Below are 23,427 nucleotides of genomic sequence, written 5' to 3'. Positions count from 1 at the left end.
AAGGGGACATGACGATGGCACTGCAACCGGTCCCCAAGCGCCCGGCGCGCGCGCTGGTGGAGCATTTTCAGGCGGTGCGCGCGTTGTCGGTCGCCTTGGTCGGGCCCTTGTCGGATGCCGATGCGACGGTGCAGTCGATGGAGGATGCGTCGCCCGCCAAATGGCATCTGGCGCATACGAGCTGGTTTTTCGAAACCTTCGTGTTGCGTGATTTCGTGTCCGGCTACAGGCTGTACGACGCGCGTTTCCCCTTCCTGTTCAACAGCTATTACGAGGCCGAGGGCAAGCGCCACGCGCGTCCGCGACGCGGGATGGTGACGCGGCCATCGCTCGACGAGATCCTTGCCTATCGCGCGCATGTCGATGCCGTGCTGGCGGCGGCGCTGCCCGATCTTCCCCAGGCGGCGCAGGAATTGGTGATGCTGGGGTGCCAGCATGAGCAGCAGCACCAGGAATTGCTCGTCACCGACATCGTGCATTTGATGGCGCAAAATCCGGTCGAACCCGCTTTATGGGCGCCCCCGCGCAAGGTGCCGGTGGCAATGCCCGGCCCGCTCGGCTGGATCGACGGCACGAGCGGTGTTGTCGAGATCGGCCATGACGGCGATGCTTTTGCGTTCGATGCCGAGGGGCCGCGCCACCCGGTGTTGCTCACCCCCCACGCCTTGGCCGATCGTACCGTGACCAATGGCGAATGGGCCGCGTTCATCGCCGATGGCGGCTATGCCGAGCCGCGCCATTGGCTGTCCGATGGCTGGGCATGGGTGCAGCGCGAACGGATTGCCGCGCCGCTTTATTGGGAGCGGACGGGTGACGGGTGGACGCGCTTCGGGCTCGACGGACGGCGCGCGCTCGATCCCGCTGCACCGGTGACGCATGTCAGTTTCTACGAAGCCGATGCCTATGCCAGTTGGGCAGGCGCACGCTTGCCGACCGAGGCGGAATGGGAGGCGGCGGCATCGAACCATGATCCGGCTGGCGGCAACCAGATGGACGCGGCGGGGCCGGTCGAACCGCGCCCGGCGAGCGATGGTCCCGCCTTTTTCGGGGATGTGTGGGAATGGACCGGCAGCGCGTTCCGGCCCTATCCCGGCTTCCGCGCGGTCGAAGGCGCGGTTGGCGAATATAATGGCAAGTTCATGAGCGGGCAGTGCGTGCTGCGCGGGGGATCGTGCGCGACGCCGCGCGGCCATATGCGGGCAAGCTACCGCAATTTCTTTTATCCGCACCAGCGCTGGCAATTCACCGGTGTTCGGCTGGCGAAGGACCTTTGAGATGTTGAAGCCCGAAATCGAGGACGGCCAGGTCACGCTGGCCGATCCGGCCTTTCGCCACGACGTGTTGCGCGGTTTCGCCAGCCGCCCGCGCGCGATTCCGGCGCGGTGGTTCTATGACCGGCGTGGCTCCGAATTGTTCGAGGCGATCACCGATTTGCCCGAATATTATCCGACACGCACCGAAACCGCGATTCTGCGGGCGTGTTGCGCGGAGGTCGCGCGGATTGCGGGCGTGGGGCGCGCGGTCGTCGAATTCGGTTCGGGTTCCTCGACCAAGACGCCGATCCTGCTGCGCGCGGTTGCCCCTTCAGCCTATGTCCCGATCGATATTTCGGGCGATTTCCTGCGTGAATCGTCGGCCGGGCTGGCGTCCGCCTTTCCCGGCTTGCCGGTGCTCCCGGTCGAGGCCGATTTCCTCCACCCGATCACGCTGCCGGAGCCGGTGGCGGATACGCCCAAGCTGGGGTTCTTCCCCGGCTCGACCATCGGCAACATGATCCCGCATTCCAGCGTCGATTTGCTGCGCGCGATGAAGGCGTCGCTGGGCGAGGGCGCGATGCTGCTGATCGGGATGGACCGGATCAAGGATGCGCGCGTGCTGGAGGCGGCCTATGACGATGCGCAGCGGGTGACCGCCGCGTTCAACCGCAATTTGCTCGAACGGATCAATCGCGAACTGGGCGGCACCATCCCGCTCGACGCCTTCCGCCACCGCGCGGTCTGGAACGATTCGCGCGCCCGGATCGAAATGCATCTCGAAGCGACGCGGGACCTCCGTTTCGAGATCGAGGGGCGGATGTTTGAGATGGCGGCGGGCGAGACGATCCACACCGAGAACAGCCACAAATACGGCCCGCGCGATGCGCGCATCCTGCTGCGCGCGGGCGGATGGACGCCGATTGCGGAATGGACCGATCCCGATGGCCTGTTCGCGGTGCTTCTGGCCGAGGCACAGCCGGCCCGACACGCGCCGTAAGCGCCAAACCGCTATCCAATCGCGGCGGCGATTCTTCCTGCCGCCAGAATCTATGCCAAGGCCTATGATTGCCGTCGCATCGCGTGATCCCTAAAGCGAGCGCAGACAGGAGCGAAGGACGGGATATGCAGACGGTTGGCGTAATCGGCGCGGGGCAGATGGGCGCGGGGATCGCGCAGGTTTCGGCGCAGGCGGGCTTCCGCGTATTGCTCAGCGATGTCTCGCTGGAGCGCGCGCAAGTCGGCAAGGCGGGCATCGCCAAGGCGCTCGACCGGCTGGTGACCAAGGAAAAGATCACGTCGCAAGCGCGCGATGCCGCGCTTGCGCTGATCGAACCGGTGGCGAGCGTCGCCGAGATGGGCCCGGCCTTCCTCGTCATCGAAGCGGCGACCGAGCGCGAGGAAATCAAGCGCGCGATCTTCGCGGAGGTCGGCAAGGTGCTGTCGGACACGGCGATCCTCGCCTCCAACACCTCCTCGATCCCGATTACGCGCCTCGCCCAGGCGGCACCCGATGCCGGGCGCTTCGTCGGCGTGCATTTCTTCAATCCGGTGCCGGTGATGGGCTTGATCGAGCTGATCCGCGGGCTCGCCACCTCGGACGCGACGGTCAACGCGGTCGAGGCGTTCGGCCAAAAGCTTGGCAAGCAGATCGTCCATGCCAATGATGCGCCAGGCTTCATCGTCAACCGCATCCTGATGCCGATGCTCAACGAAGCGTGCTTCGCGCTGGGCGAGGGCGTGGCGACGATCCGCGATATCGATCTGGCGTGCCAGCTCGGGCTCAATCACCCGATGGGGCCGCTGACACTCGCCGATTTCATCGGGCTCGACACCTGCCTCGAGATTACCCGCGTGCTGTTCGAGGGGACGGGCGACCCCAAATTCCGCCCGGCCCCGCTGCTGGTGAAATATGTCGAGGCCGGCTGGTTCGGCCGCAAGACCAAGCGCGGTTTTTACGATTATACCGGCGCGGAGCCGGTGCCGACGCGGTAAACCCGGTTAATCCGGCCGCCGCATCGCAAAACGGGCCGCCTCGCCGATTTCGAAATAATCCGCCGCGCCGCCGCCGCGCAAAATTGGGTGAGCGGCGGCGGTGCGATAGGCACCTTCCTCAATCAGATGCGGCGCGATGTGGATGCCGACGACTTCGCCGAGCACCAGCCAGGTGTCGAGCGTGGTGCCGTCGGCGGATGCCAGCCGCAGCGTCTGGGTCAGGCGGCATTCGAACGCGACCGGGCTGGCAGCGACCCGCAGTGGCGCGACGACCCGCGAGGGGGCAACGGCCAGGCCGGCCAGGGTGAATTCATCGACTTCGGGGGTAACCGTCGCAGCGCTTGCGTTCATGGCGTCGGCCAGATCGCGCGTGGCGAGATTCCACACAAATTCACCGCTTTGCGCCACGTTGGCAACGCTGTCCTTCCAGCCGATCGACGTAAAACCGATGATCGGCGGTTGATAATTGTACAGGCTGAAGAAGCTGTAGGGTGCCAGGTTGCGAACGCCATCGCTGCCAAGCGTGCTGATCCAGCCAATCGGGCGGGGTGCCACGATCGCATTCAGCGGATCATGCGCCAGGCCGGGGACGGTCTTGTGACCGTCGCGCGGTTCGTAGAAATGGTGCTGTATCATCCTGGTCTAAACTTCCGTTTCCGGTTTTGAATATCGCGCGTACCGGATATGATGCCCGATATGATAGGGTCGCATCGTAACCGAGCCGCGTGGCGGGCCGAATAGGGATCTATATGACCGACACAAGTCTCCCAAACGAATCAGATGCGACACCAGCCGACGCGCCGCCGTCGCCCGGCACGGCGCTGTACCGCCATCGACTGGCGACGCGCCTGTGGCATTGGCTCAACGTCGTAACGGTTTTCATCATGATCGGCAGCGGTCTGACGATCCTGAATGCCCACCCACACCTTTATTGGGGGCAGTTTGGCGCCAATCCGGATCATCCGTGGTTCAACCCGCCGCACGCGCCATCCTATCTCACCATTCCAGCCGGGTATAATCTGGCGATCGCGCGGCGCTGGCATTTGCTGTTTGCATTGGTGTTCGCGTTCGGATTGCTGGCGTTCATGGTGTCGAGCCTGATCAACCAGCATTTCCAGAAGGATTTGCGGATTCGGCTAAAGGAGCTCGCTCCGGCGCATTTGTGGTTCGACCTGAAGGAGCATCTCGCCTTTCGTTTTCACGACCCCAAAAATCCCGGCGCGTTCAATATCTTCCAGAAGTTGTCCTATGTGCTGGTGATTTTCGGTCTGATCCCGATGATGATCCTGTCGGGGCTGGTGCTCTCGCCGACGATGGTTGCGGCCTGGCCGTGGATGCTCGATTTGGTCGGTGGACGGGCGTCGGCGCGCTCGCTGCATTTCATCGCGGCGAGCGGATTGGTGCTGTTCATCATCGTCCATCTGGTGCTGGTCATTCTCGCCGGGGCGTGGCCTGAGGTAAAGTCGATGGTGACGGGATGGTGGACAGTTCCCGCCACGCATGATGAGGAGGAAGCGGCATGAGCGCGATTATCACGCGGCGCGCGCTGCTCACGACCGGAGCGCTTGGTGCAGGCGCGTTGCTCAGCGGATGCGACAAGGTCGCCAACAACCCGTCCTTTCGCAAAATCCTGTTTTCCGGCGAAAAGATCAACCACGGGCTGGCCCGCGCGCTGACCGATCGCAACAGCCTGGCCAAGGAATATCGGCCAGAGCAAATGTCGCCGATCTTCCGCGTCAACGGAACTCACAACCCCAATACCGCCAGCTATAACGCGATGGTTGCGGAAAATTTCGCGAACTGGCGGCTGGAGGTTGGCGGGCTCGTCAACCGCCCGCTGTCCATCTCGCGCCAGGCGCTGCTGGCGATGCCGGCGCGTACGCAGATCACGCGGCACGATTGCGTCGAAGGGTGGAGCGCGATCGGCAAGTGGCACGGGCCCTTGCTGGGAACGATCCTGAAGGCGGCGGATATCCGGACAACGGCACGCTATGTCGTGTTCACCTGCGCCGATCTTTATTCGGGCCAGCCTTATTATGAGTCGCTTGATCTGATCGACGCTTTCCATCCCCAGACGATTATGGCGTGGGCCATGAACGACCATTTACTGAGTGTAGCGCACGGCGCGCCGATCCGGCTGCGGGTCGAGCGTCAGCTTGGATATAAGCACGCCAAATATGTGATGCGGATCGACGCGGTCGCCTCGCTCGCCGGGATCGGGCTTGGCAAAGGTGGATATTGGGAAGATCATGTTGATTACGATTGGTATGCAGGTATTTAACGGGTTAGTGGCCTGCGCATGGCATTGATTGATGTGTTTCTCGCCAAGCGGGTCCAGCGCGGCACGCTCACCGTCCACCACGCCGATGGCAAGACCCTGAGTTTCGGCACGGCTGAACCGGGCTTTCCCGATGTGGCGATTCGCTTCACCGATGCCGGTGCCGCCGGCGCGATCGTGCGCGATCCGGGGCTCGGCGCGGGCGAGGCCTATATGAACGGACGGCTGGTCGTCGAGCAGGGGGATGTGCGCGATCTCGTTCGGCTGCTGACGATGAACGATCCGTGGGAGGCGGGGCAGAACGGTCTCGTCGCCTCCCCGCTGCGCCGCGCGATCCAGGCGGTGACGCACCGTATCGGGCGGATCAACATGGCGCGTCGGTCGAAGCGCAACGTTGCGCACCATTATGATCTGTCGGACCGGCTGTACGATCTCTTCCTCGATGCCGACCGCCAATATAGCTGCGCCTATTTCACCGACCCCTCCAACAGCCTGGAGCAGGCGCAGAGCGACAAGAAGGCGCATATCGCCGCCAAGCTGGCGTTAAAGCCCGGCATGACCGTGCTCGACATCGGTTGCGGCTGGGGCGGCATGGCGCTGTATCTGCACCAGATGACGGGTGCCAAGGTGCTGGGCGTGACCTTGTCGGAGGAACAGTTGAAAGTCGCGCGGGAGCGGGCAGCCGCAGCGGGTGTGGCCGACATGGTCACCTTCGAGTTGATCGATTATCGCCATGTGCAGGGCAAATTCGACCGGATCGTGTCGGTCGGGATGTTCGAGCATGTCGGCCCGGCGCATTACAAGACGTTTTTCCGCCAGTGCCGCGACTTGCTGAGCGACGATGGCGTGATGTTGCTCCACACGATCGGGCGCGCGGGTGGGCCGGGCGTGACCGACAAATGGACCACGCAATATATCTTCCCCGGCGGGTATAATCCGGCATTGTCCGAGATTATTTCGGCCAATGAAGGCCTGCGCCTGATGGTCACCGACGTCGAGGTGCTGCGGCTGCATTATGCCTATACGCTCGATGATTGGTATGACCGTACCGTTGCCGCGCGCGAACAGATCGTGGCGCTGTATGACGAGCGCTTCTTTCGCATGTGGCAATTCTATCTCGCGGGCGCAGGGGCGGCTTTCCACTTTGGCGGGATGGTCAATTATCAGGTGCAGTTCGCGAAAAATCGCCACGTCCTGCCGATCACGCGCGATTACATGATCGAGGGTGAGCAGCGTTTGCGGCTGTAACCCGGTTGCGTGGGCGCGCGGCCTCGCATAGGGGGCACGCGACTACGAAGGATCCTGCCCGTGACCGATAAGATCAACCGCGTCGTCCTCGCCTATTCGGGCGGTCTCGACACCAGCGTCATCCTCAAATGGCTGCAGCAGACCTACCAATGCGAGGTGGTCACCTTCACCGCCGATCTCGGCCAGGGGGAGGAACTGGAATCCGCGCGCAAGAAGGCGGAACTGGCAGGCGTCAAGCCCGAGCACATCTTCATCGACGATCTGCGCGAGGAGTTCGTGCGCGATTACGTCTTCCCGATGATGCGCGCCAATGCGCTGTACGAAGGGCTGTATTTGCTCGGCACCTCGATCGCACGGCCGCTGATCGCCAAGCGCCAGATTGAGATCGCGCGGATGGTCAATGCCGACGCAGTCAGCCACGGCGCGACCGGCAAGGGCAACGATCAGGTCCGTTTCGAGCTTGGTTATTATGCGCTGGCGCCCGACATCAAGGTGATCGCGCCGTGGCGCGAATGGGATTTGACCAGCCGCACCAAGCTGATCGAGTTCGCCGAACAGCACCAGATTGCGGTGAGCAAGGACAAGCGCGGCGAGGCTCCGTTCTCGACCGACGCCAACATGCTGCACACCTCATCCGAGGGCAAAGTGCTTGAGGACCCGTGGGATGAAGTCCCCGATTACGTCTATTCGCGCACGGTGAACCCCGAGGACGCGCCCGATGCGCCCGAGACGATTACGATCGATTTCGAGCGTGGCGATGGCGTCGCGGTCAACGGCGTTGGCATGTCGCCCGCGACCCTGCTCGAAACGCTCAACGAAATGGGCCGTCGCCACGGCATCGGGCGGCTCGATCTGGTCGAGAATCGCTTCGTCGGCATGAAGTCGCGCGGCATGTATGAAACGCCGGGCGGCACGATCTATCATCTGGCGCATCGCGGGATCGAGCAGATCACGCTCGACCGGGGAGCCGCGCATTTGAAGGACGAGCTGATGCCGCGTTATGCGGAATTGCTCTATAATGGGTTGTGGTTCAGCCCCGAGCGCGAAATGCTGCAGGCGGCGATCGATCATAGCCAGGAGAAGGTCGCCGGGACCGTGCGGCTGAAACTCTACAAGGGTTCGGTCATCGTGACGGGGCGCAAATCGCCCTTCTCGCTCTATTCCGAGAAGGTCGTCACCTTCGAGGACGATCAGGGTGCGTATGACCAGCGCGATGCGGCGGGCTTCATCAAGCTCAACGCGTTGCGGCTGCGGTTGCTGGGGCGTCGCGACCGCTAACGCGGAGCCCTTCGCGCGACTCTACACGCTGTTTTAACGGGCTGCGCCTACACCCGCAGCTATGGATTTGGTCGAACACCGTCGAACCCGGCTGAACGACGCGCTGTGCGCGCTCGCACTGGCGGTGGTGTTGTGCATCGGCTGGGCGTGGCGCGACTGGGCGTCGCTGTCCGCGCTGCGTCTGCCCGATACCGACGACATGATGCGGTTGCAGCAGATTCGCGACTGGATCGCGGGGCAGGGCTTTGTCGATTTGGCGCAGCACCGGCTCGGGGCAGGGGCCGGGCTGGAAATGCACTGGTCGCGCCTGCCCGATCTCGTGCCGGCGACGATCATCGTGCAGGTGACGCCGTTTTTGGGTCGGCACACCGCCGAACTGGTCGCGGTGATCGTTTGGCCGACCTTGCTGTTTGCGGGCACTTTGTGCCTGACGGCGCGGATCGCGCGCGTGCTGGGCGGTGCGGCGATTGCGCGGACGGCCATAGTGGTCGCCGCCGTAGCCTTCCCCGCGACCACGGTCTTCCTGCCGGGACGAATCGACCATCATGGGCTTCAGTTGCTGTTGCTGCTGATTGTGGTGCGCGCGCTGCTTGCCCGACCGGCGATGGAGCCGGGGCTGGTCGCCGGACTGGCGGCGGCGGCGAGCCTGGTGATCGGGCTGGAAACCGCACCGCTGATTGCAGCGGCAGGTGTCGCGATGGCGATGACATGGTTGCGCGCGCGCTCGGGCAGCGACGATCGCATGATGGGGTTTGGGATTGGCCTTGGAGCGGGGTTGCTGGCGGCGTCGATCGTTTTTCGCACATCATCGTGGAATTATCCCGGCTGTGACGGCTTCACGATGGTGGCGTGGCGCGCTGCGGTCATCGCCGCCTTCGCGCCGATGGGTATGGCGCTGGCAGCGCGCGACATCGCAAGTCCGGCGACCCGCGCCATATTGGGCACGATCATCGCGGTGGTGGTGGGCGTGGGCATGGTGCTGGTCGCGCCGCAATGCCTGTCGCCTTATGGTCTGGTCGATCCCATGCTGGTGCGGTTGTGGCTGGGCAAGGTCGGCGAGGCGCAACCGTTGCTCGCCACGCCGTTGCCGGTCGCGATCGGTTATGCTGGCGTGATGGTGGCGGGACTGGGGGCTAGTGCGTGGCGGGCGCTGGTGACGCGTGACCCGCGTTGGGGCAGTTTGCTGCTGGTACAGGTTGCAGCGTTGCTGTTGACCTTCTCGCAGGTACGCGGTGCCTATGCCGGGGCGATTCTGGCCGCACCGGGGTTGGCAATGGTCATCACCGCGGCCCGTGCGCGCGGTTCGTTGTGGCTGGCGGGGGCGTGGATCGCCTCGGCGGGAATGCTCTATCCAATCGCGGCACAGGCAATTGTGGCGCACGCCAGCGGCGCGTCGCCGGGGCCAGGCAGCGCCGAAGCGGCCGGGGCGTGTGCCGATCCCGCGACGCTCGTGGAACTCGGCGCGTTGCCGCCGGGCCGGTTGATGGCCCCGCTCGATCTTGGTGCCTATGCGATTGGCGCAACGCGCCTGTCGGTGGTTGGCGCGCCATACCATCGCAACAATGCGGGTAACCTCGCCGCCTATCACTTCTTTCTGGGACGGCCCGATCAGGCGGCAAGCCTCGCTGTGACGTGGCAGGTGCGCTATGTCGCGCTGTGTCCCGGCAGTTTCGGCGCAGCCGATGCCGGCTCGTTGGCACAGGCGCTTCGCCGAGATGCGCCGCCACCCTGGCTACGCCGCGTCGCGACCCGTGGCGGGGCTCTTACGCTCTACACTGTTCAAGGCGACTTGTTTCCGAAGCATTCCACGCGGTAAGAGCCGCGGATGCAGGGGGATCTTGATAAGCTACACTGGTGGCAGACGCGCAGCTTCGTAGCGGCAATGGCGCTGGTGGCGATTATTCCGCTGTTGCGTCCGGACATTCCACCGCTGGTCGATCTGCCGGGGCATATGGGGCGCTACCGCGTGCAATTGTCGCACGACGCCTATCCGTGGTTGACGGACTGGTACAATTTCAGTTGGCAGTTGATCGGCAATCTCGGGATCGACATCCTGATTATACCGCTCGCCAAGCTGTTCGGGCTCGAACTGGCGGTCAAGCTGATCGTTATAACGATTCCAGCACTGACCGTGACGGGCTTTCTGTGGATCGCGCGCGAAGTGCATGGCCGGATTCCGCCGACCGCGTTGTTCGCATTGCCGCTTGCTTACAGTTACGCCTTTCAGTTCGGTTTCGTGAATTTCGCGCTGTCGATGGCGCTGTCGCTCAACGCCTTTGCCTTGTGGCTGCGGCTGGCGCGGACCGGGCATTTCCGATTGCGCGCGGCAATTTTCGTGCCGCTGTCGTGCCTGATTTGGGTGTGCCACACCTTTGGCTGGGGTGTGTTGGGCGTGCTTGCCTGTTCGGCGGAAATGGTGCGGCAGCACGATGCACGGACGGATCATGGCCCGATGAGCTGGATCAAGGCATGGGTCCGCGCCGGGCTGGGCTGCCTTCCGCTTGCCTTGCCGATCATCCTGATGGTGGCGTGGCGCAGCGGTGAGCATGTCGGCGGTCAAACGGAGGACTGGTTCAACTGGCGCGCCAAGATCGGTTATATGACGATGGCTTTGCGCGATCGTTGGATCGCGTTCGACATCGCTTCGGTGGCGGTGTTGTACCTCATCCTGTTTCGCGGCTTTCGGGACCCGAATGTCGAATATTCGCGCAATCTTGGGCTTTCGGCGCTGTTTCTGCTCGCGGTGTTCATCCTGTTGCCGCGCATCGTGTTCGGATCGGCTTATGCCGACATGCGGCTGGCGCCGTTCATGCTCGGGATCGCGATCATCGCGGTGCGGCCCAAAAAGGGCCTGTCGATCCGCGGCAGCGCGACGCTGGCGGCGGCGGGACTTGCCTTTTTCCTGATCCGGATCGCGGCAGGGACGGTCAGCTTCTGGATGTTCGCCGATGATTATGACCGCGAGTTGAAAGCGCTCGATCATTTGCCGGTCGGGGCACGGCTGGTCACCTTTATCGGCACCGAATGCGGCAGCCCGTGGACGATGACCCGGCTCGAACATCTGTCCGCGATCGCGCTCGAACGGAAAATGGCCTATACCAATGACCAATGGTCGATGGCGGGCGCGCAATTGCTGACGACGCGCTATTTGCCAGCGGGCCGCTTCTCGCACGATCCGTCACAAATCGTGACCAGCGTGCAATGCCCGCGCGAATGGTGGCGACCGATCAGCCGCGCGATGGCGCGCTTTCCGCGCAACGCCTTCGATTATGTCTGGCTGATTCGCCCGCCCGCTTATGATCCAAAGTTCAACCAGGGGCTGGTGCCGATCTGGCGCGACGGATCGAGCGTGTTGTACCGCGTCGATCACGGCGCGCCTGGCATCAAGATCAGCGACGAAGCGCTGCGCCCGCGTATCCGCCCGGTGCCGACGCCGTTCTAACCGCGTTTGAACGGCGTCATCGCGCCAAGGAATTCCTGGTCGGATTCGACCGAGGCGCGCTCCCGCGCGAGAAAATCGGCAATCGCGCGGCGGAAGCCCAAGTCCGGAATATAATGCGCTGACCATGTCGGCACGGGCACATAGCCGCGCGCGAGCTTGTGTTCGCCTTGCGCCCCCGCTTCGACCGTCTTGAGCCCGCGCGCGATGGCCGCATCGATCGCTTGGTAATAGCACAGTTCGAAATGGAGGAAGGGCACTTCCTCGGTGCAACCCCAATAGCGGCCGTAGAGCGTATCGGTGCCGATCAGGTTGAGCGCGCCCGCGATCGGGCGCCCATCGCGCTCGGCGAAGATCAGCAGGACGCGGTCGGGCATGGTTTCGCCGAGCAGCGAGAAGAATTGGCGGGTTAGATAGGGCTGCCCCCATTTGCGCGCGCCAGTGTCCTGATAGAACACCCAAAAGGCATCCCAATCGGCTTCGGTAATGTCGGTTCCTGACACGTGGCGGATGGTAAGCCCTTCGATTGCGCCGCTACGTTCCTTGCGGATCGCCTTGCGCTTGCGGCTGGCAAGCTCGCCCAGAAAATCGTCGAAGGTGGCATAGTCCTGATTTTGCCAGTGGAATTGCGTGCCCTCGCGGATCAGCCAGCCTGCCGCCTCGAAGAGGGGAAGTTGGTCGGGGCTGACGAACGTCGCATGGGCAGAGGAGAGTCCATGCTGGTCGGTCACTGCCTCGATCGCGGCGATCAATGCAGGGGCTTGTGCGGGGTCGCGGAGCAACAACCGCGGCCCCGGCGCTGGGGTGAAGGGCACCGCGACTTGCAGCTTGGGGTAATAGGTGCCGCCAGCCCGTTCCCACGCATCGGCCCAGGCATGGTCGAACACATATTCGCCCTGGCTGTGGCTTTTGGCGTAAGCAGGGGCGATCGCTGCTGGCTGGCCATCGGTGCCGTCGACGATGATCGGAATGGGTTGCCAGCCGGTGCGCGCGCGCGCGCTGCCCGAACGTTCGAGGATCGACAGGAAGGCATGGCCGACGAACGGATTGTCCCGTCCGGCGCAGGCATCCCATGCGGTTGCAGGAATGGCGCAAACGCCGTCGGCGATACGGGCGGTAACGGCGTTGTTCACGCCCATAAGCTAGGGCTTTGAGGCCAGCTTCTCAACCGGTGGCGTGGCAAAGGACCAACACAAAGCCAGCAACAGGAATGGCGTCGCAAATTCGCGGTGCCGTTCGCCAAATTCAAACCACATGCTGAACAGGAGCAGTTGCAGGCCGCACGCCGCGATCAGCAGGACGAGCGTGAAGGGGATACGCCCCAGCCGAAGCGCCGCCAAAGCGAGCATGGCCAGATGGGTGCCCTGCGCGAGCGGCCAAAGTGCCGCCGCCAGCACGCGCGGGAAGGGTGGCCCCATTGCGACGAGGCGATTCACGCCAAATTCGGCAATGCCGCACGCGCGCAGCAATTTGGTGATGGTCAGCCTGATGAAGGCCGCCGGGTGCGCCTCGATCCAGGCGATCGCAATCGCGGCGATGCGCTTGCCATAAGCGAGCTCGGGAACCCCCTTCAAAGCGACGGGCGGCGGTTCCCAATTGCCCGTGGCATCCGGATTGTTGCCGATCCACAGGCTGGCGCCGCTGGCGGTGGTGAGGGGAACAAAGGCGTGGAACACGATGCCGTTGCGCACCCACCACGGCAACAGCACCAATAAGGCGACCAATCCCCCGCGCAGCCCGGCCACCATCATCGGGACGAGGCCGATTCGGCGCACCAACACCACGCCGAACAGTGCTGCCAGCGGGGCTTGCCCCGGTTGCGCCAAGGCGAGCAAGCCAGCCGGAACCCCCAAGGCAACCGCGCCACGCCAGCCGCGACGGCGGTCGATCCACGCCAAAGCGAGCGCCAGAATCAACACGGCGCACAGCGATTCCTTTTGCGCGAGCGGTGCCGAAAACAGGATCGACGGCCAGATCAGATAAAGCCACGCCGCCCGCCGTCCGGCGACGGTGTTACCGAGCCGCCTGCCCAATACAAACAGCAGCCACGCCGCCCCGCCATCGATCAGCGTGCCGAGCGCCAGCACCGATGGTGTGGCAAAGCCCGCAACCGCTCCCCATCCCGCCAGCATGACGGGGTAAAGCGGTGGAAACAGCGCATACCACACGCTGCCGAAAAAGGGCTCGTAGAGCGCCAGTCCGCGCCCGGCGAGCAAGCCCTTGGCGAGATTGAGATAGCTATTGGGGTCGCCGGTCGAGGTTCTGCCGACCGCAAACAGGGCAAAGGCGATCCGCACCACCACCAATATGGCCGCAAGCGCCAGGATGGGCCCCACAGATGGGCGATGACGCAGCAGGTGAAATCCGGTTGCCGCAAGCGCGATCCAGCCTGCGATCACGCCGACGCTGGTGAACGACATGCCCCAGCGTGCGCTGAAATCGGGCAGGGCGGTCAACCCGTAGAGCAGCATCGCCCCAAGGGCCGCTTGTACACCCCACGCGACGACTCGCTCGACGCGGGGCGACATGCGGGTCACTGGCCGAAGCTGGTTGCGCGATAGAGCAATGTGATGGCGACGCGGCGGTTTCGCGGATCGGCGGCATTGCCCCTGATGATCGGCTCGCGGTCGGCAACGCCTTCGATCCGGTTGAAGCGCGCTTCCCCGATGCCGCCGTTTGCCAGCCTGCGCCGTGTGGCCTCGGCACGCGCGCTCGACAGCATCCAGTTGTTCATCGCCAACGGGTCACCATAGCCCAGGCTATCGGTATGGCCGCGGATCATGATCGGGTTTTCCGTGTCTTTGATGGTCTGCGCGACAAGACCGATCAACGCCGAGGCGCGTGGTTCGAGTTGCGTGGTGCCGAGATCGAACATCGAATAATCGGCATCGTCGAGCAAATCGATGCGCAGCCCATCGCGGGTCTGAACGAACCGGACATGGTTGGACAGTTTGGCAAGGTTGGGAGTGGCGGCCATCGCACGGGCCATTTGCCGCTTCATTGCCTCAAAATTCTTGCGGTCCTCGGCGGACAAAGCAGCGCGATCCTTCAGCGTGCCTTTCTCGCCAGTGCCGACCTGGGTTCCGCCCACAACCTCGGCGGGCACCGTCAGCGAGCGCGTGCCCGTCTGCGATGCCTTGTGCTGGTAGTTGTCCTGATCGGTGATCGATGATCCGCCGAACAGCCCCATCGAGCCCGCGCTATTTTCCTTCAACTGCACCAGTGTCGGCGCGAAATAGTCGGCGAGCGCCTTGCGCTGCTTCTCGTTGGTCGCACCAAGCAGCCACATCAGCAGAAAGAACGCCATCATCGCGGTCACGAAATCGGCATAAGCGACCTTCCACGCCCCACCGTGATGGCCGCCATGCCCTTCGATATAGACTTTCTTGTAGATGATCTTGGGCGGCAGGTTGGTGCCGTGGGGCGCGCGTGCGGCGGCCATTAGCGGGCACCCGTTGCAGTGGGTTCACGCGGAGGCGCGGAGACGCGGAGCGGAAGGGGGTTTCGCGCAGAGCCGCAGGGGACGCAGAGACGATGCGCCCCGTCGCGCGAGCGACGCTTCATTGCTGCGGTCGGAAATGTGGAGACGCGCTGATGCGCGCGCGCGCCTCTCTGCGCCTCTGCGCGAACCAATTTCCCCCGCTCCGCGTCTCCGCGCTTCCGCGTGAACCCAGCCACGCTTACCGCCCCCGCAGACCGTCGAACACCTCGGCGAAACCGGGCTGGTTCGAGTGGGCGATGCCCGAACGGGCAGCTTCGATGACGAGCGGCTGCGGGTGGCCGTGCAGCGAGGCAATGATGATCTGTTTGACGACGTGATAGATCGCGGCATCGGCCTCGATCACTTGCTTCAGCCGGTTGGCGAGCGGGGCGACGATGCCGTAGGCCAGCAGCACGCCCATGAAGGTGCCGACCAGCGCCGATCCGATCAATGCCCCCAGCACGGCGGGCGGCTTGTCGATTGAACCCATCGTCTTGACCACGCCGAGCACCGCCGCGACGATGCCAAGCGCCGGAAGCGCGTCGGCGAGCGTCGCAATCGTGCCCTGCGGTCCCTCGACCTCGTGGTGGTGGGTTTTGATCATGTTATCCATCACGTCCTCGACGGCATGGACGTCGAGCGTGCCCGACGACACCACGACCAGCCGCAGCGTGTCGGCGATCAGGCTGACCAGGGTATGATCGGCCACCAGCCGTGGATATTCGGCGAAGACGGCGGAGGATTGCGGATCCTCGACATGCGGTTCGAGCGCAATCGGCCCTTCGGTGCGCAGCATCTTCATCAGCTTCGACACCAGGAAAATGACGTCGAGATAATCCTGTTTCTTGTATTTGGGGCCCTTGAACACCTTCGCCAGACCGCCGCCCAGCGCCTTCAGCTCCTTCATCGAATTGCCGATGATGAGCGCGCCGACCGCCGCGCCGCCGATGATGAGCATTTCGTGCGGAATCGCTTCCATCACCGGGCCGAGCGCGCCGCCGGTAATCGCGAAGCCGCCGAAGATCATCACGAGAAGGACGACAATGCCGATGACGGGAAACATGAGTCGCGGGGTGCCCCTTATTGGCCCGCCTTGCAGAAGGCGGGCGGTATTTCCAAGGGTTAGCGCGGATACCTCGCCAATCGGTTAACCAGATGCAGTATTTCTTGTGCCGCTCCGTCCCATAAGTGGGCGGAAGCCCGCAAAATCAGCGAAGATAGTCGAACAGCGAGAGCTGACCGAGCTTGGTGAGGCTCGCCTGGGTCGCCTGCAAAATCGAAATCGTCTTCTGCAGGCTGATAATGGCGGTGGAAACATCGGTATCCTCCAGCGCCGACCGATCAACATCGCGCGCGTTGGCGGCATCGCTCGCCTGGGTCGAGACAATGTCGAGCCGCGCCGCCCGGGCACCGACCGAACCCTGGACGTCAGAGGCTTGATTGAGCGCCGCCTGAATCGCGGTTGCGGCGGTGCCCGATGCGGCGGTGGCGGTTGCCGTTCCACCAGCGTTGAGCGCGGAAATATAGGTGGACAGGACCGCAAAGATGTCGGTGGTGCCGCCACTGCCATTGGGAAGCCCGCCAAACACGCGCTGCGCGCTGTCGGTGGCGCGGATGTCGGTGCCGTCGCCTACGGGAATGGCCGGCACTTCGCCGGTTCCGCCGAAGCTCACGCTGCCATCGGCAGCTTGGGTGACTGCGGTGGTGCCCGTCGCCGCCCCAAAAAGCGGCTGGCCGCGCGCGTCGGTGGTTCCGGCCAGATTGACCAGGTCGTCGCGAATGCTTTGCAACTCGATGGCGATGGTTTTGCGATTGGCGTCGCTCAACGTGCCATTCGCAGCCTGGGTGGTCAGCTCGGCTGCGCGTTGCAATTGGGTGGTGACGGCGGTGAGCGTGGTGTCGGATTGCTGCAGCAGCGACTTGGCGAGGCTGATGTTGCTGCCATAGGTGGTGTTGTCGGCATTGGCCTGCTTGATCTGGGCGAGCCGGTTATAGGCCACGACATCCTGCGACGGCGCGCTGATCTTTTTGCCGGTGGAGATCTGGTTGTTGATCGCATCAGCCTGAGCCGACAGGCTGCTGAGTTGCGAGGCGGCGGTGTTGAAGAACTGGTTGATTCCGATGGTCATGGCGGCCTCTAACGGATGTCGAGGATCGACTGGAGCGTGTCACGCGCCACCTGGATGACGCGGCTCGACGCCTGATAGGCTTGCTGAAAGCGCAAAAGGTCAACCGCCTCGCTATCCAGATTGACGCCCGACACCGAATCGCGCGCGCTGACCGCATTGTCGCGAATCGCACTTTGCGCGTCCGCAACTTGTTTACGGCTGGCGAGCGTTGCGGCGTTGCCGGAAATCAGGGCGGTGGTGTTGGTCTCAAAGCCGCCCGAAGTCCGCAGTGCATCCAGCGCGGCGAGGTTGCTGTTGTCGCGCACGCCCTTGCCAACCCCGGCTGCGGCGATGCCGCGCGGATCGGTAAGCGATAGGGAAATGTCAGTTGGCGTTGTTCCGGTGGTGAACAAGGCCGCGCCAGGGGAGCCGTTAAGGTCGCGACCCTGTGCCTGTACCGCATTGACCCCGTCGGTAAAGGCGGTGGCGATGCTGTTGAGCTGGGTCCGCGCGTCGGCGATGCGTGCCGCGCCGTCGATCACACCCGCCAGTGCGCCGCCGCTGGGAGAGAATACCGAGACGGCCTGTTGGGTATGGACAGCGAAGGATACGGTGCCATCGCCACCGCGCGCGAAGGTGACGCTCGCCGCCTGATTGCCGTTGACGAAGGTTGGGCCGCCGGCGTTGCCGAGCTTTACCGTCGCGCGTCCGGCGGCGTCGGTGGTCACCGAAACATCCGAAATCGCGCTGATCTGATCGAGGATGGCGTCGCGCTGATCGGCGAGCTGGGCCGCGCCGTTCGATCCGGGCGTCGCGCGCCCGAGTCCGTCATTGATCTTGGCGAGAGCGGCGCCGAGATTGTTGAGCGTGGCGACGCCATTATCGGCAGTAACGTCGAGATCGGCATCGAGATTGTTGAGCGCTTTGCCAGTGGCCGTGAAGCTGTTGGCGACCGAGCTGGCCTGTTCAAGAAGGGCGCTGCGTGGTGCGATTGCGGTTGGATCGGCGGCAGCGATCTTGGCGGCGTTGAAGAAGCCGGTCAGGCGGTCGCCCAACTGGTTTCCGGTCAATGCGGTTTCGATCCGGCCGAGCAATGCAACACCGGTCTCGCTACGGGCAAGATCTGCACTGGAATTGCGGACGTCGGCGGCGCGCAACGCATCGGCGGAGCGTGTGACCCCGGCGACCGACACGCCCTGGCCGGTTGTGGTCGCGTTGTTCGACGTAAGGCCGTTGGCGGGCGCGATTTCGCGCAAGTCCGACGTGCGCTTGGCGTAACCGGGCGTGCTCGCATTGGCGATGTTTTCGGATACGGTGGAGAGCGCGGTCTGATAGGCGCGTACTCCACTGGCACCGATGCCGAGGAGATCGCTCACGAGTGTTCACCCGTCGAATCGGGCTGGAGCGCGGCTTGCGATTTCGCGAGGAAGCTGGTTATCGCCTTGCCGATGCCAAGCGGCGTATGTTCGGCCATGTTCTGGGCGAGCTGCGCGTCCTGCATGTCCTTGAAAGTGTCCAGACCGCTCGACCCGAACAGCGTGTCCTCGGCGAGATGCGTCGAATGCATGGCCTTGACCATCATACGGGTGAACACCGCCTCGAACTTTTTGCCCGCCGCTTCCAGATTGGCACGGTTCTGCAGGCGGCTGGTGTCGATGCCGACGCCAGCCGTAACTGCAGGTGCCGCAATCGGCGCAATGGCGGGAATGTCGCTCACAGGATAATCAACTCGGCCTTCAGCGCGCCGGCTTCCTTGAGGGCTTCGAGGATCGCGACGAGATCAGCCGGTGACGCGCCAATGGCGTTGACCGCCTTGACCACGTCGGAGAGCTTGGGGCCGGGTTCGAGCAGGAACACCGGGTGCTTTTCCTCGTCGACCGCCACCGCCGATTTCTGCTCCTTGGTTGTCTGGCCCTGGCTGAACGGGGCGGGCTGGCTCGCCTTTTCGGTTTCGTCGATGCGCACGGTCAGCTTGCCATGCGTGACGGCGGCAGTACCGACGCGCACGGTGGAATTGATGACGACGGTGCCCGTGCGCGCGTTGACGATGACCTTGGCCGAAGGCTCGGCTGAGACGACATCGAGGTTTTCGATCTCGCTCATCAACGTCGCACGCACATCACCGCCAATCGGCGCGCGAACCGACACCGACACGGCGTCGACCGCCTGGGCGCTGCCGCTACCGAGCCGCGAATTGATCGCGGCGGCGACATTCTGCGCGGTGGTGAAATCGGCGCGGGCAAGATTGTAGGTGAGCACCGGGGTCGTTTCGAATCCGGTTTGCACCGCGCGCTCGACCGTCGCACCCTCTGGGATACGCCCGGCTGAAGGAATGTTGACGACGATCTGCGAACCGTCCTTGCCCTCGGCACCGAGCCCGCCGACCGCGAGATTGCCCTGCGCCATCGCATAAATCTGCCCGTCGGCACCGAGCAGCGGCGTCAGGATCAACGCCCCGCCGCGCAGCGACTTGGCCTTGCCCATCGAGGCGACGGTGATGTCCAGCTTCTGCCCCGGCTTGGCGAAGGGCGGCAGGTCGGCGGTAATCAGCACGACGGCTGCGTTCTTCAGCCCGGGATTGACGTTGGCGGGCAGTTGCAGGCCAAAGCGCGAGGCGACCGCCTTCATCGACTGGATGGTATATTCAAGATTGTCGTCACCGGTGCCGGGCAGGCCGACGACGATGCCATAGCCCGTCAACTGGTTCGAGCGGATGCCCTGAAAACCGCCGAGATCCTTGATCCGGTCGGCATGAGCCGGCGTCGCGAAGGTCAACGCGGCGAGCAAGGCGATCAGGAAGCGGTGCATCCGGGCGATCCTCAGAAGGGGCTGACGACGGAGAAGAACCGGCCGAGCCAGCCCTGGCGGCTGGCGCGGGCAACATCGCCCTTGCCGGTATAAGCGATCTGCGCGTCGGCCACGCGGGTCGATAAAATACGGTTGTCGGCGTCGATGTCGGAGACGCGGATCAGGCCCTTGATCTGGACGAACTCGTCGCCGCGGTTAAGCGTGACGCGCTTTTGGCCCTGGACCAGCATGGTGCCGTTGGGAAACACCTGGCTGACGGTAACGCTGACTTCGCCCGACAGCGTGTTCGACTGGTCGGTTGCGCCCTGGCCGGTGAAGCTGCGTGTCCCGCTCGCACTCGCATCGGTGCCCCTGAACAGCGAAAGGCTGCCGGTCGTCGGGGGGGTGAGGCTGAGTCCCCCGCTCGAATCGAGTTTCGAACTGGCCGATTTGGAAGCGGCGGTGCGCTCGACCAGTACGATTGTCAGCGGGTCCCCCACACGGCGCGCGCGGGTACCTTCGTAGAGCGCGGCATAGCCCTGCGAGACCTGGAAGATTGATCCGGTCGCGATCAGCGGGGCGGGCGGTGGCGGTGGTGGGAGCGCCGCCGAAAAATCGACCGGTGGTTTCTTCTTGCCGAACAGGTTCGCGTTCGCCGCGCCGGGTACAAGCGCGACGGCGACGATCAGGCCGATTCGGAGGGCGGATGGTTTCATGGGATTAGCCATCAGATATTTTGGTTAACGTATTGCAGCATTTCGTCGGTCGCCTTGATCATTTTTGAATTGACCTCATAGGCACGCTGCGTCTCGATCATGTCGACCAACTCCTCAACGATGTTGACGTTGGAGCCTTCGAGCTGCCCCTGACGGATGTTGCCGCGCCCATCTTGCCCGGCGACACCGAGATTGGCCGCACCGCTGGCCGAGCTTTCGACCAGGTAATTGTCGCCCTTGTTCAGCAAGCCCGCCGAATTGGGAAAGCTCGCGACCTGGATCTGGCCAAGCTCGGTCGATCCGGCTTGGCCCGCGATGTTTGCCGAAACGGTGCCATCGGTGCCGATCGTAATCGCGGTAGCCCCTTCGGGGATCGTGATGCCGGGCTGCACCTGATAGCCTTCACTGGTGACCAGCAGCCCTTCGGGCGAGCGCGAGAAGTTACCGGCGCGGGTGTAGCCGAGCGTGCCGCCGGGCAACTGCACCTGGAAATAACCATCGCCGTCGAGCGCGAGGTCGAGACTGCCATTGGTCTGCTGGAACGAGCCCTGCGTCTCGATCCGGGCGGTCCCCTGAACGCGGACACCGGTGCCGAGGTTGAGGCCGGTGGCATATTTCGATTCGGCCGTGCTCGGTGCGCCTGGCGCGGTGACGGTCTGGTAGGCAAGCGTTTCGAACGCCGCGCGATCCTTTTTATAGGCGGTTGTATTCACGTTCGCGAGGTTGTTCGAGATGACGCGCATACGCGTGTCCTGGGCATCGATCCCCGTGCGCGCGATCTGTAGAGCTGCACTACCCATGATCTCTTCCCCTTAAGCAGGCAGCCGCATCACGGATGCAGCGCTTTCATCTAATTCTTTGGCCGATTTCAACAAATTGGCCTGCACTTCATAGCTGCGCTGATTTTGGATCAAGTCGACCAGCGCTTGCGTTATGTTGACGTTGGACCCTTCGAGCGCCCCCGTTTCGAGCTTGGCGTCGAGGTCGCTTGGCAGCACGCCGCCGCCCTTGACGTGCAGCAGATTGTCGGTGCCCTTGACCGTCTCCGAGCCCTTGGGGCTGGCGAGCTTCAACGTGTCGATTACCTGCGGATTGCGGGCATTGCCGCCGAGCGGGACGATCGAAAGCTTGCCGTCGGCGGAGATCGAGATGCTTTGCGCGGGCGGCACGGTGATCGGGCCCCCCGACCCGATCACCGGAAATCCGTCGCCGGTCTGCAGCACGCCCGAAGGCGCGATCTGCAAGTCCCCGCGGCGGGTATAGGCCTCGCTCCCGTCGGTCGCCTGCACCGCGAGCCAGCTTTCACCGGTGATCGCGATGTCGAGCGGACGCCCGGTCTGCTGGATTTCGCCGGGTTTGCGATCGGCATCGACAACCTCCGCTGAAGCCGGGGTACGCGTGTCGAAATCGGAACCTTGCAGCGACAGCCGTTCGAACACGATACGATCGGCGCGAAAACCGGTCGTGGACGCGTTCGCGATGTTGTTGGCGATCGCTGCCTGCGACGCAAGATGCGCCTTGAGGCCCGAGGCCGCCGTATAAACCAGCTTATCCATGCAATGCTCCGATTACGCTCCCGTCAGCCCTGGATGTTGAAGATGGTCTGCGAAATCTGGCTGGAGGTATCGAGCGCCTTGGCATTCGCCTGGAAGTTGCGCTGCGCTGCGATCAACGCGACCAGTTCCTCGGTAATGTCGACGTTCGAACCTTCGAGCGTGCCCGAAAGGAGCGAGCCGAAGCCATTTTCGTTTGCGGCGCCGATTGCGGCCTGGCCGGAAATGCCGCTTGCCGACCAATAGCTGTTGCCCGCCTGGCGCAGGCCCTCGGGGTTGGCGAAATTGGCCAGCGCGACCTTGCCGAGCGAGACGGTGTCGCCGTTGGAATAATTGGCCGAGACGATCCCCTGCGAATTGACGGTGACGCCCGCCAGGTCCCCGACCGAGGCACCATCGATGTTGCGCGCATTGACCGAGAAGGCGCTCGATTGCTGGGTCGAGCCGGCCAGATCGAATTGCAGTGCTTGCGCCACGCCACCCGTGGTTGGGGTGAAGGCGTCGTAGGTTACCGGCGTCGTCGGCGCGGTTAGCTTGCCGGTGGCATCGAAGGTAACCGGCGTGCCGGCGGTCGAACCGGCGACCGTCAGCTCCTTGTCTCCGACAAAGCTGTGGATGGTCCAGGCGTCGGTGCCGGTGTGCACATAATAATTGGTCAGCGTGTTGGCCTTGCCGGCCGAATCATAAATCGTCGAAGAGGACGAGCTGTTGTAGCTGGCGGCGTTGGCGGAATCGAAGGTCGCCGTCGGCGTGGCAGCGGCGGCATAGAGATTGACCTTCAACGCGGCGCTGCTGGTCGCAACCGGGGTGCCGCTGGTGGCGGGCAGGTTGAGCGGAATGAGGCCGTCGGCCCCGGTCGCGGTCGCGTTGCCCTTGGCATCGACCGGATACCCAAGCAGCGCGGAACCCTGCGCGTCGACGATGTTGTGCGTCGAGGGATCAATCTGGAACGCGCCATTGCGGGTATAAGCGGTGGTGGCGTTGAGGCCGCTGGTCTTGACCGCGAAGAAACCGTCGCCCGCAACCGTCAGGTCGAGCGAGGAGCCGGTGGTCTTCAAATTGCCTTCGGTGAATTGCTGGCGATTGCCCTTCACCACCGTACCCGAGCCGACGATCTTGGTCGGGTCGGTCGCGACGCTCGACGCGATCACGTCAGCAAAATCGGTGCGGCTCTTCTTGAAGCCGTTGGTCGAGACGTTGGCGAGATTGTGCGAGACGGTCGAGAGTTCGGTCTGGGCCGCCTGCAGGCCGCTGAGCGAGGTGTAGAAGGACATTGCAGATACTCCTTTGG

At 63.8% G+C, this 23,427-nt stretch carries 22 protein-coding genes; 9 read left to right on the top strand and 13 right to left on the bottom strand.

Annotated elements, in window-relative coordinates:
* Positions 1–14 precede the first annotated feature (14 nt).
* From egtB to WC704_RS05925, 3 genes are all read left to right on the top strand, one after another.
* Positions 15–1,274: an ergothioneine biosynthesis protein EgtB gene (gene egtB / locus WC704_RS05935; protein WP_372888985.1), complete on the top strand. Its 1,260-nt coding sequence runs from the start codon at positions 15–17 to the stop codon at positions 1,272–1,274.
* A 1-nt stretch (position 1,275) separates the two neighbouring features.
* Positions 1,276–2,253: an L-histidine N(alpha)-methyltransferase gene (gene egtD / locus WC704_RS05930; protein ID WP_372888984.1), complete on the top strand. Its 978-nt coding sequence runs from the start codon at positions 1,276–1,278 to the stop codon at positions 2,251–2,253.
* Positions 2,254–2,378: 125 nt separating this feature from the next.
* Positions 2,379–3,248 carry a 3-hydroxyacyl-CoA dehydrogenase NAD-binding domain-containing protein gene (locus WC704_RS05925; protein WP_372888983.1) on the top strand — a complete coding sequence of 290 codons (870 nt, stop codon included), beginning with the start codon at positions 2,379–2,381 and terminating at the stop codon, positions 3,246–3,248.
* A gap of 6 nt (positions 3,249–3,254) precedes the next feature.
* On the opposite strand, the gene WC704_RS05920 is transcribed toward WC704_RS05925, so the two are convergent.
* The gene (locus tag WC704_RS05920; RefSeq protein WP_372888982.1) at positions 3,255–3,884 is read right to left on the bottom strand and encodes a flavin reductase family protein; all 630 of its coding nucleotides are present in this window, start codon (positions 3,882–3,884) and stop codon (positions 3,255–3,257) included.
* Positions 3,885–3,997: 113 nt separating this feature from the next.
* Between WC704_RS05920 and WC704_RS05915 the strand changes: the two genes are divergently transcribed.
* The 6 genes from WC704_RS05915 (at position 3,998) to WC704_RS05890 (ending at position 11,494) form a co-directional block, all read left to right on the top strand.
* On the top strand, positions 3,998–4,771 hold the full coding sequence (locus tag WC704_RS05915; RefSeq protein ID WP_372888981.1) for a cytochrome b/b6 domain-containing protein: 774 nt from the start codon (positions 3,998–4,000) through the stop codon (positions 4,769–4,771).
* Positions 4,768–5,529: a molybdopterin-dependent oxidoreductase gene (locus WC704_RS05910; protein WP_372888980.1), complete on the top strand. Its 762-nt coding sequence runs from the start codon at positions 4,768–4,770 to the stop codon at positions 5,527–5,529. The genes WC704_RS05915 and WC704_RS05910 overlap by 4 nt, the downstream gene beginning before the upstream one ends.
* Positions 5,530–5,547: 18 nt before the next feature.
* A complete protein-coding gene (locus WC704_RS05905) occupies positions 5,548–6,774 on the top strand; it encodes a class I SAM-dependent methyltransferase (RefSeq protein ID WP_372888979.1) in 1,227 nt (408 codons plus the stop codon).
* Between the two features lie 60 nt (positions 6,775–6,834).
* A complete protein-coding gene (locus tag WC704_RS05900) occupies positions 6,835–8,052 on the top strand; it encodes an argininosuccinate synthase (RefSeq protein WP_372888978.1) in 1,218 nt (405 codons plus the stop codon).
* 61 nt (positions 8,053–8,113) lie between these two features.
* Positions 8,114–9,868, top strand: a complete 1,755-nt coding sequence (locus WC704_RS05895; RefSeq protein WP_372888977.1) for a hypothetical protein — start codon at positions 8,114–8,116, stop codon at positions 9,866–9,868.
* Between the two features lie 9 nt (positions 9,869–9,877).
* Positions 9,878–11,494: a hypothetical protein gene (locus tag WC704_RS05890; protein WP_372888976.1), complete on the top strand. Its 1,617-nt coding sequence runs from the start codon at positions 9,878–9,880 to the stop codon at positions 11,492–11,494.
* Here the strand turns inward: WC704_RS05890 and WC704_RS05885 are convergent.
* From WC704_RS05885 to WC704_RS05830, 12 genes are all read right to left on the bottom strand, one after another.
* Positions 11,491–12,630 carry a GNAT family N-acetyltransferase gene (locus WC704_RS05885; RefSeq protein ID WP_372888975.1) on the bottom strand — a complete coding sequence of 380 codons (1,140 nt, stop codon included), beginning with the start codon at positions 12,628–12,630 and terminating at the stop codon, positions 11,491–11,493. The genes WC704_RS05890 and WC704_RS05885 overlap by 4 nt on opposite strands.
* Before the next feature lie 3 nt (positions 12,631–12,633).
* A complete protein-coding gene (locus tag WC704_RS05880) occupies positions 12,634–14,019 on the bottom strand; it encodes a glycosyltransferase (RefSeq protein ID WP_372889110.1) in 1,386 nt (461 codons plus the stop codon).
* A 5-nt stretch (positions 14,020–14,024) separates the two neighbouring features.
* Entirely contained in the window at positions 14,025–14,933 is a 909-nt protein-coding gene (locus tag WC704_RS05875; protein ID WP_372888974.1) for a flagellar motor protein MotB, read from the bottom strand.
* A 238-nt stretch (positions 14,934–15,171) separates the two neighbouring features.
* On the bottom strand, positions 15,172–16,035 hold the full coding sequence (gene motA / locus WC704_RS05870; protein ID WP_372888973.1) for a flagellar motor stator protein MotA: 864 nt from the start codon (positions 16,033–16,035) through the stop codon (positions 15,172–15,174).
* A gap of 145 nt (positions 16,036–16,180) precedes the next feature.
* Positions 16,181–17,101 carry a flagellar hook-associated protein FlgL gene (gene flgL / locus WC704_RS05865; RefSeq protein ID WP_372888972.1) on the bottom strand — a complete coding sequence of 307 codons (921 nt, stop codon included), beginning with the start codon at positions 17,099–17,101 and terminating at the stop codon, positions 16,181–16,183.
* Between the two features lie 8 nt (positions 17,102–17,109).
* Positions 17,110–18,456 carry a flagellar hook-associated protein FlgK gene (flgK, locus tag WC704_RS05860; RefSeq protein ID WP_372888971.1) on the bottom strand — a complete coding sequence of 449 codons (1,347 nt, stop codon included), beginning with the start codon at positions 18,454–18,456 and terminating at the stop codon, positions 17,110–17,112.
* Positions 18,453–18,797, bottom strand: coding sequence for a rod-binding protein (locus tag WC704_RS05855; protein WP_372888970.1), 345 nt, complete (start codon positions 18,795–18,797; stop codon positions 18,453–18,455). Before WC704_RS05855 ends, flgK begins: the two co-directional genes overlap by 4 nt.
* Positions 18,794–19,888 carry a flagellar basal body P-ring protein FlgI gene (locus tag WC704_RS05850; protein WP_372888969.1) on the bottom strand — a complete coding sequence of 365 codons (1,095 nt, stop codon included), beginning with the start codon at positions 19,886–19,888 and terminating at the stop codon, positions 18,794–18,796. The genes WC704_RS05855 and WC704_RS05850 overlap by 4 nt, the downstream gene beginning before the upstream one ends.
* An 11-nt stretch (positions 19,889–19,899) precedes the next feature.
* A complete protein-coding gene (locus WC704_RS05845) occupies positions 19,900–20,583 on the bottom strand; it encodes a flagellar basal body L-ring protein FlgH (protein ID WP_372888968.1) in 684 nt (227 codons plus the stop codon).
* Between the two features lie 11 nt (positions 20,584–20,594).
* Entirely contained in the window at positions 20,595–21,383 is a 789-nt protein-coding gene (gene flgG / locus WC704_RS05840) for a flagellar basal-body rod protein FlgG (RefSeq protein WP_372888967.1), read from the bottom strand.
* A gap of 12 nt (positions 21,384–21,395) precedes the next feature.
* Entirely contained in the window at positions 21,396–22,139 is a 744-nt protein-coding gene (gene flgF / locus WC704_RS05835) for a flagellar basal-body rod protein FlgF (RefSeq protein ID WP_372888966.1), read from the bottom strand.
* Between the two features lie 23 nt (positions 22,140–22,162).
* Positions 22,163–23,410 carry a flagellar hook protein FlgE gene (locus tag WC704_RS05830; protein ID WP_372888965.1) on the bottom strand — a complete coding sequence of 416 codons (1,248 nt, stop codon included), beginning with the start codon at positions 23,408–23,410 and terminating at the stop codon, positions 22,163–22,165.
* Positions 23,411–23,427: the final 17 nt, after the last annotated feature.

The organism is Sphingomonas sp. (genome assembly GCF_041661885.1).
GTDB lineage: Bacteria > Pseudomonadota > Alphaproteobacteria > Sphingomonadales > Sphingomonadaceae > Sphingomonas.
This window is presented reverse-complemented; position numbering and strand designations above follow the sequence as displayed.